Source organism: Kiloniella sp., from assembly GCF_048259265.1.
Taxonomy (GTDB): Bacteria; Pseudomonadota; Alphaproteobacteria; order Kiloniellales; family Kiloniellaceae; genus Kiloniella.
Window position 1 is genome coordinate 22,592 of the sequence record NZ_JBLXHT010000009.1, and the last position, 13,891, is coordinate 36,482.

Genomic DNA, 13,891 nt, shown 5'->3' on the forward strand with positions numbered 1-13,891 from the left:
AGTAACTGTTTGTAAATACGCCTGGAAAAGCGAATGAGTGAAAAGTTTCCTATGACCAAGGAGGGCCTTGTCCGCCTTGAAGAAGAGCTTCGTAACCTGAAAGTTGTCGAACGTCCGGCAGTGATTCGCGCGATTGCCGAAGCACGCGAACACGGCGACCTATCAGAAAACGCCGAGTACCACGCCGCCCGAGAAAAGCAGAGCTTTATTGAGGGTCGCGTTCTTGAGCTCGAAGCGAGAATTTCCCGTGCAGAGGTTATTGACGTTGCCACAATGAGCGGTTCAACCGTGAAGTTTGGTGCCACAATAACCATTGCCGACGAAGATACTGACGAAGAATCGACCTATCAGCTGGTTGGCGATCTGGAAGCAGATGTAAAAGCTGGCCGTATTGCCATTACGTCGCCGATGGCGCGCGCAATGATTGGCAAAGAAGAAGGCGATTCCATCGAAGTCAGAACACCTGCGGGTGAAAAGGGCTATGAAATCGTCAAGATTGAATATGTTTAAGCTATAATTTTTTGGCTAATTGCTACCCGGTATTTCATTGGAATACCGGGTATTTTTTTACCTTAAATGGAATCACTCTATGCTGCTTCACAAAGAATTCTATTACATACGTCATGGCCAAACCGATTGGAACGCCAAAGGTTTGATGCAGGGTTTTACCGATATCCCCCTGAACGAGACCGGACGAAAACAGGCTTACGAAGCAGCGGAAGCGATTAAAGGCACAGAGATTAAAACCATCTGCACCAGTCCACTGGGCCGCGCCTTGGAAACAGCTAAAATCCTCAACAAGGTCCTCAACTGTGAAATTGTCATTATTGATGAGCTTAAAGAGGCAGGTTTTGGGAAACAGGAAGGGCTTGTAGACGATGGGTGGTTCGAAGCTTGGAAAGACGGTGAATTCACCCCAGAAGGCGCGGAAACAAGACTTAAGTTTATTGAACGCGCAACAAAAGCCGTCAACAAAGCGATAGATCGCCCCGGCCCGGTTTTAGTCGCAGCCCACGGCGGTCTCTACGGAGCGATCAAACATCATTTTGATTTACCCGATTATGAGCCACTACCTAATTGCGCCCTATGCCACCACACCCCACCGAATACAGAAAATTCCTTTTGGCACCGACAGTTTGTGAATTCTGTTTAAATCCATGTACTTTCAGCACCTTCCAAAAAGCAACTTTAAGACGAATACAATCAAATTAAAACTTGCAGAGGCAGTGTAAAACGAACAAACATCCCTCTATTCATATTGATGATTAGTAAGGATCGTTATCGTGCTTAAAAAAGTTCTTATAACTCTTTTTTTAACCTTCTTTGTCACAGCTTGTAGTTCGTCCGGGAAGCTAACTCAAACAGTAACACCGACATCTGCAATTGATCATACGGCCTATGCAAATTTGAGTGTTTCAACAGGACAGGACGACGATGCAAAAGATTTTGCAAATCGTCTTCAGGATCGCCTTTTTGGAAAACTCGTAAGTCGCAAAGTTTTTACAAGCGTGAATCAAAATGACGCAACAGCAAAGTATGACTTGGAAATCACAATTTCCGGTGCAAAAAAAGTATCTGGTGCAGCGAGAGTGCTGTTTGGCGTTTTTGCTGGCTCTAACAATGTAACCGCCGACGTTACTCTAACAGATAAAAATACCGGTGAAGTTATTACCACCTTCAAGGCAGAAGGAAAATCAGCTTCACACCCATTTTCATCAGAAAGTGGTGCTGAAGATGCTATTCGCGAAGTCAGCGAACAGATAGTAACAGGTTTACTATAGCCTATTACACTTTGGGCCAGATCAAATAAATCTGGCCCTTTTAGTACTTAAAATTTGTACCGCACCTATTCTAGAAAACGCACTGTTTGGTAAAAGAATGACCGAGCAAGCTCACGCCTTAGAGAAGCACTATGAATTCTCATAATAGTTCCGCCTTGCTCTTGCCCATAGGTATAAAAGCTATCCATCAAACTTGTTTCATAAGCCAACCACTTCTTTCGTGCATCAGAAAGCTGAGTATACACCGTTTTTGAGGCGGTTTGCGAAAGCTCATCAAACAGGTACTCACTCTCTCCGTTCCAGCGTTCAGCGCTCTGATGAAAACACCCTGCAATGTCTAAAGTTGACAATGCAGTCTCGAGACAGGCTTTCTCTAGCAGTTCAATCGGATTATCTTCTGGAACAAAGACAACTTTGAAAAAAGTGCCCTCTGCCATCCGATGAATTCCGGCCCCCTTCTTTGCATCTAAGACCCGCTCAAACTTTTCACCTACAGTCCATTTCTCAATTTGCTCAAAAGAGATAAATCGATAATAGAAGGCGGCCTCAATTTCCTTGTTTTCCTGAGTTTGGAAATACACATAGCCAGGATCGTGGAACTCTTTATAAACAAGCTCTCCCACGATCAGAATTTCCGATTTTTCTTCCGCTTTTACACCAGAAATCGCAAAAAGGAGGAAAAAAACTGTTAAGAAATACCAATATTTTACTCTCATATCCGCCTATTCTTTTGCATATCACCTAAATCTCAAACACCTTGATCAGAAATGCATCCATCAGGGCAACTTCTTTCAAGCGCTCAAAACGGCCGGAAGCACCACCGTGGCCTGCGAACATATTGGTTTTGAAAATCAGATGATTACTGTCTGTTTTAAGTTCACGCAAACGCGCAACCCACTTTGCAGGTTCCCAATAGGTGACACGCGGATCGGTTAACCCGGCTGTGACCAGCATGTTTGGATAATCTTGTGCCGTCACATTATCCACAGGTGAATAGGATTTAATGTAATCGTATGCCTCTTTACCCGCGATAGGGTTGCCCCATTCCGGCCATTCCGGCGGCGTCAGCGGCAGGGTTTCATCACACATGGTTGTCAGCACGTCCACAAAGGGAACATCAGCCACAATCGCCCTGAAGAGATCAGGACGCATGTTAGAGATAACGCCCATTAACATACCACCAGCGCTGCCACCATGTGCCGCAATCTGTCCCGCGGCGGTATAGCCCTCGGCAATTAGATGCTCTGCTGCAGCGATAAAATCGATGAAGGTGTTTTTCTTTTTGTCCATTTTACCATCGAGATACCAACCATAGCCCTTATCTGTACCGCCGCGAATATGAGCGATAGCATAGACAAAGCCACGATCGACAAGTGAGAAGCTGTTGCGCATGAAACCTGCAGGGATTGCATTTCCATAAGACCCATAGCCATAGAGCAACAAAGGCGCTTTGCCATCCAGCACCGTATCTTTTCGGTGAATCAATGAAATCGGCACCAGTGCACCATCGTGCGACGGTGCTAACAACCTGCGAACCACATAGTCATCCGGATCATGCCCGCTCGGAATTTCATCTTCCTTGCGCAGTGTCCGTTCCCGACTTTCCATATCGTAATCGAAAACACGCGCGGGTGTTGACGGCGATGAATAACTAAAGCGGAGGGCTCTGGTCTCAAATTCATACCCGCCGGACATGCCAAGGCTATAAGCCTCTTCATCAAAAGCAATTTCGTGTTCATTGTTATCAGCAAAATGCGTCACGATAATTTTTGGCAGACCTTCGACACGCTCTAATCGAGCCATAAAATCTTTGAACACAATCAAGCTCAAGATCAAAACGCCGGGCTTATGTGCAACCAGGTCTTTCCAGTTTTCTCGTCCTGCTTTGTCCAAAGACGTTTCACAGATTTTGAAATCCACCGCATCAGCAGCATTGGTCAGAATGAGAAGACGCCCTTCATGATCACTGACTTCATACTCAATGCCCGGTTCACGTACAGAAACAACAACGGGCTTTGAAGCCGGGCTTTGTGCTGGGATCAAATGAACTTCGGATGTTTGGTGATCATGCGCCAGTATCTGAATAAACTTACCGGACTCACTTTTCCCAATGCCAACAAAGAAGCCGGGATCACTTTCTTCATACACAAGTACATCAAGGTTCTCATCATCACCCAGATAGTGCCGCAGCACTTTTGACGGACGATGGTTGTCATCCAATATGGTATAAAACAGCGTTTGATTATCAGCGGCCCAAACGACAGAACCGGAGGTACTTTCGATCACATCGTCCAGTTCTGCCCCGGTTGTGAGATCCTTGATTCTCAGCGTGTAATATTCAGAGCCTTTTTCATCGACACTATAGGCGACATAGCGATGGTTTGGACTGTGCGAACAGCTGGCGATCTGGAAAAAATCTTTTCCTTCGGCCTTTTCGTTACCATCGAGAAGAACAACTTCGTCACCTTGGCCGTCGGTTGGTTTACGACAAAAAATGGGGTGCTGCTGCCCTTCTTCATACCGCACATAATAAAGCCAAGGGCCATCCGGCGATGGCACAGAAGAATCATCTTCATTAATGCGCCCTTTTAACTCTTCGAACAGTAATTTTTGCTGCTCTTCCGTATCTGCCATCACAGCTTTGCAGTATCCGTTTTCTTGTTCGAGATAATCACGAATATCCAGCGCCAGTTTATCCGGTTGTCGCATAACTTCCTGCCAGTTATCTGCCCGTAACCATGCATAGGGATCTTCACGTCGGTCACCATGTAGTTCATGCACGTACGGTTTTTGCTGCGCTTTTGGGGCAAAATCATTTTCAGATACTGGATTGCGGGTCATCGTGGCTCCACCTGGTCTTAAAAAAGTTCTGGTACAGAAGCATTAAATGGTTACATCATATTAGGAAACAAGAAATGACAGGAAATTGCATCTGGCAACACATCATGCAGAAGGCAACAAAATTTCATGAGTAACGTTATCAATCTAAGGCAAGCGCGTAAGAACAAAGCGCGTAAAGAAAAGGCCACCAAGGCTGCTGATAACCGTGTTGAGTTCGGCCGGACAAAGACAGAAAAAGAAATTTCCAAAGTCGAAAAGAAACGTCAGACAAAAATTATCGACGACCATAAGCTAGATTCATAAGTTATTTCCTCCTCCTGTTAATGGAATCAGCGTCAGCTTCTGACACTTTTAAATATATTTCATAAAAACACTGTTGACCTAGAGTGCACTCCAGCATTTATCATCTGATTTGTTCTCCCCAAAGCAAAGGAGCACTCGGGATGCTCTAAAAGAGCTGTGGCCGCAGAACGCCTCTGCACACGGCAAAACAACTTAGGAAAAATTATGTATATCGGTGAGCTTTCAGCCCAGAGTGGTCTCTCCATAGATACACTTCGTTACTACGAGAAAATCGGCCTGATCCCGGACCCGACAAGAGATCAAGGAGGGCGCCGTGTATATCAGGAATCAATTAAAGATTGGATCGCTTTCCTAAAGAAACTTCGCGCCACCGGAATGGGAGTAAAAGACATGGCCCGATACGCTGCTTTGCGTGAAATGGGTCCGGAAACAGCAAACCAAAGACGCCAGATGCTAGAAGACAGACGGGATATTGTCACAGCAAAGATCGAAGAACTCTCAGATTGTCTGAATTTATTAAATTACAAAGTTGATTTGTATAAAAAAATGGAACGCGACGGTCTGGAAACAAGCTCTCCACTGGAAGCGAAAGTTCAAACCAAAGGCTTATTGAAAAAGGAAGATTAAACAATGGATAAATCCGCATTACAAAAAGGGCGTGCTTATGCAGCGCAAAACCTAACGCCAAATCTGGAAGAAATATTAAGCGAGCGCTACGATGATTTAGTACCAGGAATGTCAGAAAGCCTGATTGAATGGGGGTATGGACGCCACTATTGTCGTGAAGGCCTTGACGCAAAAACTCGACAAATTTGCACCGTAGCCGCATTGACCGTACTCGGCGGACATACAGCGCCCCAGCTAAAAATCAATATCGAGCACGCGCTTAAAAGCGGCGCGAGTAAAAAAGAAATCGCAGAAGCAATCTGGCAAATGGCAGTATACGGCGGGCTACCTGCGGCCATTAATGGATTAAACTCAGCCAAAGAAGTTTTTGACGCCCAGAAAACTTAACCCACGAACTTAACCCACGAACTTAACCCACGTCTGAAAATTAAATATCTAGTGTGTTCTAAGAAACCGCTCACAAAAAAAGCGCCATAAACGGCGCTTTTTACTATTTCGGGATCAGTGTGAAGCTACTTTACGTCTAATGAAGCAACTTCCAAATCATCCGTTTTCTCACGATAGAAAATATGGCGGCCAATAGTTGGCCCTTCGTCAAAAGCTGTTCGCCATTTAGGGTTTACATAATCAGCGTGATACCAAAGGGCACCTTCACTAACATCATTGGAAACACCCCAGTACACATATCGAGCTAGCTTTTGTGCCTCTTCCCAAGACGCCTGATCCTTAATTTCGTCTTTCTTACCGTCACACCACCAAGAAAATTGGCACTTGTTCAAGCGAGTAGAACCACCCTGTTGAACCACACCACATATCGTGGACGGGAAGCGCTTGCTTGCAACACGATTAAGGACAACATGGGCAACAGCACGTTTACCACTTGTATTTTCACTGCGGGATTCAAAGTAAATATTCTGTGCCAGACACTCTAGTTCAGTATCATAGCTTGCCGGCGTCGGACGGCGGCGCTCTAATTCGGGTAGGACAGCGTAATCACGCGCCAACGGCCTCACATCAACAGGAGAAATAAAGTCATCTTCTGCCACCTGAACGGCTAGAGCATTTTGCTGCGCTTCAGGTGCAATTAACCCAGCACTGATAACAAGTGCAAACAAAAATGACGAAAAACCATACCAATGGTTACGGAATTGGCCACGTAGCCCATACCCTACACGTCTAATCTGTCGTAAACCACGTCTCATTTAAGTACCTCAGTTTATCACTTCAGCAGCTTCTTCAAGCCCGTGCCCACACAGCCTGTATCATTGTGAGCGTACCCCGATGTGGGGATGAATTGAAAACAAACAACCCTACGTCGCTTGTTACGACCAAATCTTTACAAGAGATTAACATAAAGAGTCAAAGAAATATTTATCATGAATTAGAGACAAAAACACATCAAACTACTTACACTCGACATGAATACATTAACTATAAAATACTTTTACTTTAACTTACACACTTTTACTTACAATAAAAAATAATAAGCCATGCAACTTTCGCATGCACCCTATGCCCACTAATCAAAAATGCTGATATTTATTGTGATAAAAATGAGACCTAAAAAAAACAAACTTAGCAACACTACAAGATATTGATTTATAATTATTTTTCATAATATAGCCATTTTTGATGAATTCTTTTCGTTAACAATTTTTATTTAAAACAATCATCGTGGCAAAATTACAACAGCCGAAAGGTATTCGAAAGCCTCAGATAACGCCCCGACTTTCATTAACCTTTTTACTTCAATTGTTAACCATATTTACTGCATGCAAACCTGTTGATTTTCGCGGATTCACAAAAATCCTCCTCAAATTTGGCTCCCATTTTGCGGCATATACCTATAGATTTTGGCTGCCACAAATGTTTTAGTGCCCTATCAGATAAACCTCGGGGAAGCCTGAAATTATGAACAAGACTATTAAAATTGCCGGTATTACACTTATTTCAATTGCCATCCTAATCGTCGCCGGCGTTATTTTCATATACTCATCACTGGATTCAATCGTTAAAGCCGCTGTCGAAAGTGTTGCTTCGGACATGACCCAGACAGAAGTCACACTTGATAATGTCTCTATTTCGCCGACGACAGGCGAAGGTAGCTTATCCGGTTTCCTTATGAGCAACCCGAAAGGCTTCAAATCAAGCGATGCTTTCAAATTTGAAGAGATCACAATTAAGGTTGATCCAACGTCTATCGCCAGCGATGTGGTGATTATCAACGAGATCCGCATCAAGGCCCCACACATCACCTATGAAGTCGGCCCGCAAAAAAGTAATATCGACACAATCAACGAAAACGCACAGACGACCAGTAGCGCTGATAACAGCGACAACAGTGCGGGCTCAGGTCCTAAATTCATTGTCGAACACCTATACCTGAATGATGGCGAAGTTTCTGTCGCTGCTGCACCACTTGGGGATAAAACAATTGATGTTGATTTGCCCAACATACACCTTAAAGACATCGGAAAAGGGGGGAACGGTGCAAGCCCGGATGTTATTTTACAAGCAGCCCTTGGCGCAGTGACGAAAAATATCACCAGCGCGCTTAACTCTGTTGATCTAGAAGGCATTGCAAAAGATGTGAAAGGTCGCGTTCAGGACCTATCCGAAGGGGCCGCCAGCGGCGCTTCAGCAGTAACCGATACGGTTGGCGACGCTGCATCTGGTGCTTCCGACGGCCTAAAAGACGCCGCCGATGGTGCTGGAAATGCCATCAAAGGTCTGCTTGGTGACTAAACAAAGACCAAGATAAAAGTAATGAGGAATGGGGCCCTTGACGACAAGCGGCCCCATTTTTTTTATCAATTCGCAAAATTCTCTAAACTGTGACAAGACAACACCTTGCACCACTGGTACTTTGAGGGTACCTCAGAATACAAAATAATACCTTCCGCATTCAGCACAGGTGTAGCCAGAGACAATGACCGACCAGAATTCTTCCGCAGCGCTTGCAAATCAGGTTCAGATTATTGGTGGCGGGTTGGCCGGATTAAGTTTAGCCGCAGCACTTGGCACCGCAGGCATAAAGACACTTTTGGTTGATCTTGAACCACCCTTGCCCGAAGATCCCTATCAAGATGCAAAAGATAATCGCACCACTGCGCTCATACAAAATTCGATAAATCTACTCAACGCCTGTGGCGCGTGGGCCGGGTGCGAAGAATACGCGACAGCGCTGACCGTCATGCGCATTGTTAATCTGCCGAGGGGGAAACAGAAATACCCCAGCTCAACTGATTTTGATTCCAGAGAGATAAACGACAGCCCCTTTGGTTTTAATGTACCCAATGCAGTTTTACGAAGAACATTATGTGACAGATTAAGAAAGCTGCCCGCCGTCACCCACCTAACATCAACCAAGATGGAACGACTGGAAGAAGGTGACAATGGCTATACCCTCACCCTCTCAAACGGGCAACGTTCTATAGCAGAATTGACAATTGGTGCTGATGGAAAAAACTCCCCCAGCCGCAAAGATGTTGGCATCAAATCCATGTCCTGGCCCTACCCACAAACGGCTATTACCTGCTACATAGAACATAGTAAATCACACCAGAATGTTTCAACAGAAACCCATTTCCCAGCTGGCCCTTTCACTCTCGTACCAATGACAGGAAAACGATCGTCCATCGTTTGGGTAGAAGAAACTTCCTTAGCGAAAAAAATGCTCGCTTTGGACGAAGAGGACTTCACAAAAAAACTGAAAGAGAAGATCAAAGGGCGCCTTGGCGATGTAAAGCTTTTTGGAAAACGTAGCGGGTTCCCTATATCTGCTATGCTCAGTAATTCTTTCCATGCCAACCGCTTCGCTCTTATCGCCGAAGCGGCACATGCCCTGCCGCCTATTGCGGCCCAAGGACTTAATCTAAGCTTACGCGATGTTGCCGTCTTGGCAGAACTACTTATCGATCAAAATAATAAAGGAAACGATCTCGGCGACAGTCAGTTACTTGCTGAATACGACAGGGCCAGACGCCTCGATGTTGTGACACGCTTAGCTGCTGCCGATGGCCTTAACAGGTTTGCCTCAAATGACAGCGCCATTCTTCACAAGGTCAGGGATCTTGGACTATCCGCTGTGCGGAATTTTGCCCCGCTGCGCCACTTCATGATGAAATCGGGAATGACATCCCCACTTGGAACGCCAAGCCTGATGACGGGTAAAGAAATAAAAAATAAAGCTAATGTCGCCAAGGTTATATGACTGTGCCGTTTTGAGTAATAGCTTTCAAGACATATCCCCTTATATCTTTTAGGGATATGTTGTATACACCCTCTGTCAGGAATTCGGCACGCCGTAGTTCTCAAAACGAATAAAGATATAACTCTATTGCACTACAGGAGATAACGACCTTGGATTTGCGCCAATTGGAACTACTCTGTGCGCTGGCGCGCGAAAAACATTTCGGACGAGCCGCAAAAAATTGCCACATCTCACAGCCGGCCTTTTCTGCCCGAATTCGGCAGCTAGAGAACGAACTAGGCGTTCCCATCGTCAAGCGTGAACGCAGTTTTCAAGGACTGACCACCGAAGGTGAATTGGTTGTTACTATCGCCCAGCGTATTCTGGCCGAAGCGCGGACCCTCAAGCAATCCCTCAGTCAAATGAGTAAAGGTTTGGCGGGGCATTTACGGATTGGGGCCATTCCCTCGGCAATGCCAATGATGTCGCTGATCAAGAATCCTTTTTGCGAAGCTCACCCCAATATAACTGTTTCAATTCTGTCACTCTCTTCAGCAGAAATACAGTTAGGCTTGGAAAAATTCGATCTTGAAGTCGGTGTCACTTATCTGAGTGATGAGCTCAGTACCAACGTCGAAAGTCACGAACTTTATCACGAAGAATACTCCCTTATCCACAAGGCAGACGGACCATTAAAAGGCACAAAGACAATAACCTGGCAAGAAGCTGCCGAGTTGCCGCTTAGCCTCTTAACAAGGGATATGCAATATCGCCGTATTATCGATAAAACCTTTGAGGAACTCGATTGTTTTGTCACGCCACATACGCAAACCAACTCTATCACACAGCTTCTTCATGAAACGCGATTTGGCAACACATCCAGCATTGTTCCGATTAGCCTGATCCATGTCCTGCGTAACCTAGAAGGCGTCGTTGCAATTCCTCTGTCAGAACCAAGGCTTGTCAATAAAATCGGTATGATTATCGCCAAAAGAGAACCAAGTTCCCCCATCGCAAAAGAGTTTTTCAAACACACCAAACGTTTGGATGTGGAAAAACTACTGCTTGAAGCAGGGCAGGAAAGCTAAAATAATTATCGATTAACTCTGAAACCTGACATGAATACAACAACAGACACAGTAAAGCTTGATCCTAGCTGGAAAGAAGCGCTTTTTTCCGAATTCAACAAAGATTATATGCGGAATCTTAAAGCCTTTTTGAAGCAACAAAAAGACAGTAAGAAAGTTATATTCCCCAAAGGTAACGAGCTTTTCCAAGCCCTTGATCTTACTCCAGTTAATAACGTGAAAATCGTTATTCTGGGGCAAGATCCATATCATGGCCTCGGTCAAGCACACGGGCTATCTTTTTCTGTCAAACCGGACGTTCCGATCCCTCCCTCTCTTAAAAATATATATAAAGAAATGGAACAGGATCTTGGTATCCGCCAGCCACCTCACGGCTATCTCAATTCTTGGGCGGAACAAGGTGTCTTACTCTTAAACTCGGTTTTAACCGTTGAACAGCATAAAGCCGGATCGCATCAAGGTCGTGGCTGGGAAATCTTTACTGATAAAATAATAGAAACGCTAAACCAAAAACATAGCGGGTTAGTGTTCATGCTTTGGGGAAGCTATGCGCAAAAGAAAGGCGCTGTCATAGACCGAGACCGGCATCTCGTTTTACAATCACCCCATCCATCGCCCTTAAGTGCCCACCGCGGATTTTTTGGCAACCAGCACTTTTCAAAAGCAAATGCATATCTGGAACAGCAAAAAAAGACAGCCATCAACTGGTTACTCCCTGAAAACCCTTAAGCATTTAGGACCAAATTCTTTGGCTGTCTTTTGATAGCTAACGCAGTTAAATCCGTGTCACAGTTCCCTTTAGGTCGTCCATGGTGATATCTACAAATAACTGATTTGCCAGCTCTTCCAACTGATCCCGAATACTATCGACAGGTATAGATGTGGGAATGGCAATATTAATCTCTGCGCTGAAAATGCGCTCAGAAGACATTGCACCATCCTGACAGTCAGTAGAGATCTCATTAATGCCGATTTTCTTCTCTGCCAAGGCATGTGAAATGTCTTGAACAATACCGGGATGATCTGGACCAATTATCTCAAGGCTAAGTTCACGCAAGGTCTCATCTGAACCAACTTTGGTTTCTTGCTCAATAATGAGCTGACAGTTTGCACAACCAAGAGACTGTATATCGCTCTCTAAAGCTTTGTGGTTCGCTTCAGGAACAGAAACCCGGACAATACCGGCGAAGTTACTGGATAGCCTAGTCATCCGGCTTTCCAGCCAATTACCGCCATGCTTATTCACCATCGTGGCCAGGTCATCAACCAACCCCGGTCGATCAGAACCAATAACTGTAAGGATAATGGTATTCGCCATGACACAATTCCTTTTCCATGTGCATTATGCAATTAGTATAAATTGTTGACCGCTCTCCATTTATACAAAAACGACTTTATTTACTTATTTAATGACACAATATTTCAAGAATTATTTAAAATATATCACCATCTGCCCCGAAGGACGCAAGAGTATCCGGGGAGAGCTCCGGGATTACCCGAAATGTCTTGAAACAAAAATATATAATAGCCCTTTGTAATCAGGGTGCTTCTACGTATTTTCGAACATAAATATCACGCAAATCCCTAAACCAAGCCGGTTCAGGTTTGAGCCAATAAAGATCATCAATGGCTTTAGCGTCATTATAGGAAAAGTTAAATCGTTCTTGAGCAGCTAAATCCAATTCATTATGTGCATATTTAACAACCGAATTATACCCAGAAGATGCCATAAACATCCCTGCACCTTTGGCGGATAAAAGCCAGTTGATCAACTCATACCCCTGATCAACATTCGCGCTTCCAGCGGGGATCGCCAAAGTATCCAGCCAAGCAAGAGCACCCTCTTTCGGGGCCAAAAATTTGAACCTGCTCTTTGTCTGCTTCCACAATGTGTGTGCAGCACCACCCCATCCTTGCCCGACAACACAATTGTTGAGCGTAAAGGCAGATGCCAAACCTTCGGTATCGCGCCAAAACTGGCGAACATATGATTTGTATTCTTTAGCAAAAAGAAGTGCTTCACCGAAAACTTCCCGGGAAAGGTCTTCATTTAAATAAGCAGAGTCCAATCGTTCTCCCGTTCCATCAAGCATCAATGCCATCGACGTCAGGGCAGATTCAGGGCGGGTTGCGACAAATCCCTTATTAATAAAGGACCATTGGTCATTCCAAGAGATCTCTCCGGGCTGGTAGTCTCTTAACAGGCTATCAAAGACAATGCCTTCACAGCCCCAAGCAAAAGGCAGTGCATAACGACGTCCCCTATAAATTGTCCCCATATTTTCAGCATTTGACAGAATACTGCCATGTATAAAGCCAAGGTCTAACTTACCTTCATCAATTGGCTGTAACAGATCCCTCGCCAGATGCCAGTTTGTTAAAAAAGAGGACGACGGGAAGACAAGATCAAAACCCAGCCCCTTGGTCGCGTTAAGCATCAAGAGCGCTTCATCATTGCTGTCATATTCTGTCAAGTAAACTTGAATACCCGTATCTTTTTTAAACTCATCTATGATTTCTTGATTGAAATAGCCTTTCCAGCAAAAGACTTCTAACTCTTGCTCTGCGCTAATCGCCGGGGAAGGAAAAAGAGACGATGCGCAACCGACACCGGTAAGACCCGCAAGCCCTTTGAGAAGGCTACGGCGCCCCATAACGGGTTCACGCTGTTTTAATGAAGCTGTTCTTTTGTCAGAAACGACAGGACGATACGGCACGACCATGGACTGAAACTTCCTAATTAATTTTTCTCTTCAGACAATGGTATCAAGCCCCCACTCAGCACACCTATCTGATCAGATAAAAAACGCTCTATTACGATATAAACATTGCCCCGCCAAAGATCAGTCCCCAATCCTTCGACAAGCAATACCTAAGGCAGCATAATGACCCCCTAGCAAAAAAGCCACATAGAAATGATATAGAAATATCACCCTTTAACCGAAAACCTTCATACAAAAAAAGACCGGGCATTAAAGCCCGGTCAAGTCATGTGGGGTAAGTTACTCGAGGAGCAACTTCCTTTTTATGTGCCGACCTTTCGGATCGGACGACACATA

Annotated in this window: 15 protein-coding genes; 10 read left to right on the forward strand and 5 right to left on the reverse strand. The window is 44.8% G+C overall.

All coding sequences use genetic code 11. The features are described from left to right. Positions 1-33: 33 nt before the first annotated feature. The 3 genes from greA (at position 34) to ACN0QW_RS14295 (ending at position 1,781) form a co-directional block, all read left to right on the forward strand. Positions 34-510 carry a transcription elongation factor GreA gene (gene greA, locus ACN0QW_RS14285; protein ID WP_299380907.1) on the forward strand — a complete coding sequence of 159 codons (477 nt, stop codon included), beginning with the start codon at positions 34-36 and terminating at the stop codon, positions 508-510. 79 nt (positions 511-589) lie between these two features. Next, entirely contained in the window at positions 590-1,153 is a 564-nt protein-coding gene (locus ACN0QW_RS14290; protein WP_417432278.1) for a histidine phosphatase family protein, read from the forward strand. Positions 1,154-1,283: 130 nt separating this feature from the next. Further along, positions 1,284-1,781: a DUF4410 domain-containing protein gene (locus ACN0QW_RS14295; RefSeq protein WP_417432279.1), complete on the forward strand. Its 498-nt coding sequence runs from the start codon at positions 1,284-1,286 to the stop codon at positions 1,779-1,781. Between the two features lie 65 nt (positions 1,782-1,846). Here ACN0QW_RS14295 and ACN0QW_RS14300 read toward each other — a convergent pair whose 3' ends face one another. Together ACN0QW_RS14300 and ACN0QW_RS14305 are read right to left on the reverse strand one after the other, a co-directional pair. Further along, complete coding sequence (locus tag ACN0QW_RS14300) at positions 1,847-2,497, reverse strand: hypothetical protein (RefSeq protein WP_417432280.1); 651 nt, start codon at positions 2,495-2,497, stop codon at positions 1,847-1,849. Positions 2,498-2,522: 25 nt separating this feature from the next. After that, positions 2,523-4,622 carry a S9 family peptidase gene (locus ACN0QW_RS14305; RefSeq protein WP_417432281.1) on the reverse strand — a complete coding sequence of 700 codons (2,100 nt, stop codon included), beginning with the start codon at positions 4,620-4,622 and terminating at the stop codon, positions 2,523-2,525. A gap of 126 nt (positions 4,623-4,748) precedes the next feature. Here ACN0QW_RS14305 and ACN0QW_RS14310 point away from each other — a divergent pair, with 126 nt between their 5' ends. From ACN0QW_RS14310 to ACN0QW_RS14320, 3 genes are all read left to right on the forward strand, one after another. Continuing rightward, positions 4,749-4,925: a DUF4169 family protein gene (locus ACN0QW_RS14310; protein WP_299380902.1), complete on the forward strand. Its 177-nt coding sequence runs from the start codon at positions 4,749-4,751 to the stop codon at positions 4,923-4,925. 204 nt (positions 4,926-5,129) lie between these two features. Then, a complete protein-coding gene (locus ACN0QW_RS14315) occupies positions 5,130-5,552 on the forward strand; it encodes a MerR family transcriptional regulator (RefSeq protein ID WP_417432282.1) in 423 nt (140 codons plus the stop codon). Between the two features lie 3 nt (positions 5,553-5,555). Continuing rightward, the gene (locus ACN0QW_RS14320; protein WP_417432283.1) at positions 5,556-5,939 is read left to right on the forward strand and encodes a carboxymuconolactone decarboxylase family protein; all 384 of its coding nucleotides are present in this window, start codon (positions 5,556-5,558) and stop codon (positions 5,937-5,939) included. A gap of 125 nt (positions 5,940-6,064) precedes the next feature. Here the strand turns inward: ACN0QW_RS14320 and ACN0QW_RS14325 are convergent, their stop codons facing one another. Further along, positions 6,065-6,754 carry a cell wall hydrolase gene (locus tag ACN0QW_RS14325; RefSeq protein ID WP_417432284.1) on the reverse strand — a complete coding sequence of 230 codons (690 nt, stop codon included), beginning with the start codon at positions 6,752-6,754 and terminating at the stop codon, positions 6,065-6,067. Positions 6,755-7,463: 709 nt separating this feature from the next. On the opposite strand from ACN0QW_RS14325, the gene ACN0QW_RS14330 reads away from it, so the two are divergent. The 4 genes from ACN0QW_RS14330 (at position 7,464) to ung (ending at position 11,561) form a co-directional block, all read left to right on the forward strand. Continuing rightward, complete coding sequence (locus ACN0QW_RS14330; protein ID WP_417432285.1) at positions 7,464-8,297, forward strand: AsmA family protein; 834 nt, start codon at positions 7,464-7,466, stop codon at positions 8,295-8,297. A 184-nt stretch (positions 8,298-8,481) separates the two neighbouring features. Continuing rightward, positions 8,482-9,765: an FAD-dependent monooxygenase gene (locus tag ACN0QW_RS14335; protein ID WP_417432286.1), complete on the forward strand. Its 1,284-nt coding sequence runs from the start codon at positions 8,482-8,484 to the stop codon at positions 9,763-9,765. A gap of 149 nt (positions 9,766-9,914) precedes the next feature. Beyond that, complete coding sequence (locus tag ACN0QW_RS14340; protein ID WP_417432287.1) at positions 9,915-10,832, forward strand: LysR family transcriptional regulator; 918 nt, start codon at positions 9,915-9,917, stop codon at positions 10,830-10,832. 30 nt (positions 10,833-10,862) lie between these two features. Beyond that, a complete protein-coding gene (gene ung, locus ACN0QW_RS14345) occupies positions 10,863-11,561 on the forward strand; it encodes a uracil-DNA glycosylase (RefSeq protein ID WP_417432288.1) in 699 nt (232 codons plus the stop codon). A gap of 46 nt (positions 11,562-11,607) precedes the next feature. Here the strand turns inward: ung and ACN0QW_RS14350 are convergent, their stop codons facing one another. Both ACN0QW_RS14350 and ACN0QW_RS14355 read right to left on the reverse strand, forming a co-directional pair. Beyond that, complete coding sequence (locus ACN0QW_RS14350) at positions 11,608-12,150, reverse strand: glycine cleavage system protein R (RefSeq protein ID WP_417432289.1); 543 nt, start codon at positions 12,148-12,150, stop codon at positions 11,608-11,610. Between the two features lie 220 nt (positions 12,151-12,370). After that, entirely contained in the window at positions 12,371-13,555 is a 1,185-nt protein-coding gene (locus ACN0QW_RS14355; protein WP_417432290.1) for an extracellular solute-binding protein, read from the reverse strand. Between the last annotated feature and the right edge of the window lie 336 nt (positions 13,556-13,891).

Coding starts and splice junctions, on each gene's coding strand:
- ACN0QW_RS14290 (WP_417432278.1), top strand. CDS start 590: ATGCTGCTTCACAAAGAATTCTATTACATACGTCATGGCCAAACCGAT.
- ACN0QW_RS14320 (WP_417432283.1), top strand. CDS start 5,556: ATGGATAAATCCGCATTACAAAAAGGGCGTGCTTATGCAGCGCAAAAC.
- ACN0QW_RS14355 (WP_417432290.1), bottom strand. CDS start 13,555: ATGGTCGTGCCGTATCGTCCTGTCGTTTCTGACAAAAGAACAGCTTCA.
- ACN0QW_RS14325 (WP_417432284.1), bottom strand. CDS start 6,754: ATGAGACGTGGTTTACGACAGATTAGACGTGTAGGGTATGGGCTACGT.
- ACN0QW_RS14350 (WP_417432289.1), bottom strand. CDS start 12,150: ATGGCGAATACCATTATCCTTACAGTTATTGGTTCTGATCGACCGGGG.
- ACN0QW_RS14305 (WP_417432281.1), bottom strand. CDS start 4,622: ATGACCCGCAATCCAGTATCTGAAAATGATTTTGCCCCAAAAGCGCAG.
- ACN0QW_RS14310 (WP_299380902.1), top strand. CDS start 4,749: ATGAGTAACGTTATCAATCTAAGGCAAGCGCGTAAGAACAAAGCGCGT.
- greA (WP_299380907.1), top strand. CDS start 34: ATGAGTGAAAAGTTTCCTATGACCAAGGAGGGCCTTGTCCGCCTTGAA.
- ACN0QW_RS14300 (WP_417432280.1), bottom strand. CDS start 2,497: ATGAGAGTAAAATATTGGTATTTCTTAACAGTTTTTTTCCTCCTTTTT.
- ACN0QW_RS14335 (WP_417432286.1), top strand. CDS start 8,482: ATGACCGACCAGAATTCTTCCGCAGCGCTTGCAAATCAGGTTCAGATT.
- ACN0QW_RS14330 (WP_417432285.1), top strand. CDS start 7,464: ATGAACAAGACTATTAAAATTGCCGGTATTACACTTATTTCAATTGCC.
- ung (WP_417432288.1), top strand. CDS start 10,863: ATGAATACAACAACAGACACAGTAAAGCTTGATCCTAGCTGGAAAGAA.
- ACN0QW_RS14315 (WP_417432282.1), top strand. CDS start 5,130: ATGTATATCGGTGAGCTTTCAGCCCAGAGTGGTCTCTCCATAGATACA.